The sequence below is a fragment of the Carboxylicivirga litoralis genome (assembly GCF_025499605.1).
Lineage (GTDB): Bacteria > Bacteroidota > Bacteroidia > Bacteroidales > Marinilabiliaceae > Carboxylicivirga > Carboxylicivirga litoralis.
Genome location: NZ_JAFMVC010000124.1, coordinates 1 through 492, shown reverse-complemented (window position 1 = coordinate 492; position 492 = coordinate 1). Strand labels below are relative to the sequence as shown.

2 tRNA genes are annotated in these 492 nt (G+C 43.5%); both read left to right on the top strand.

Features of this window, described 5'->3' with window-relative positions:
* Window positions 1-13: 13 nt before the first annotated feature.
* Window positions 14-90: transfer RNA gene (locus tag J1N10_RS21050), tRNA-Ile, on the top strand.
* A gap of 95 nt (window positions 91-185) precedes the next feature.
* Window positions 186-259, top strand: a tRNA-Ala gene (locus J1N10_RS21045).
* Window positions 260-492 lie beyond the last annotated feature (233 nt).

The window sequence follows — 492 nt, the reverse complement described above, 5'->3', positions numbered from 1 at the left end:
ACGACACTGCAACAGTCCCGTAGCTCAGTTGGTTAGAGCACTACACTGATAATGTAGGGGTCGGCAGTTCAAGTCTGCCCGGGACTACCATGTAAAGACGCAAGATATAAGACAACAGACACAAGACGATTTGCAAGCAGTAAATAATCTTAAGTCTTGATACTTAAATCTTGAATCTAATAAATGGGGGATTAGCTCAGCTGGCTAGAGCGCCTGCCTTGCACGCAGGAGGTCATCGGTTCGACTCCGATATTCTCCACTTTTTTCTAATACAAACGGTATTAGGAAGTATTTATTGAAAGATATAATGGTTCAGGTTGGTTCGATTCCAACGATATCACGAAAGCGAAAAGAAGGCTTCGGACTACGGTCTGCGGACTTCGAGCTTAAAAGTTCTTTGACATATTGGCAACACAAATCAAAATCATAGACACCAACTAGGTGTGTGTAAAAGAAAGTAGATAAGGGCGTACGGGGGATGCCTAGGCTCTC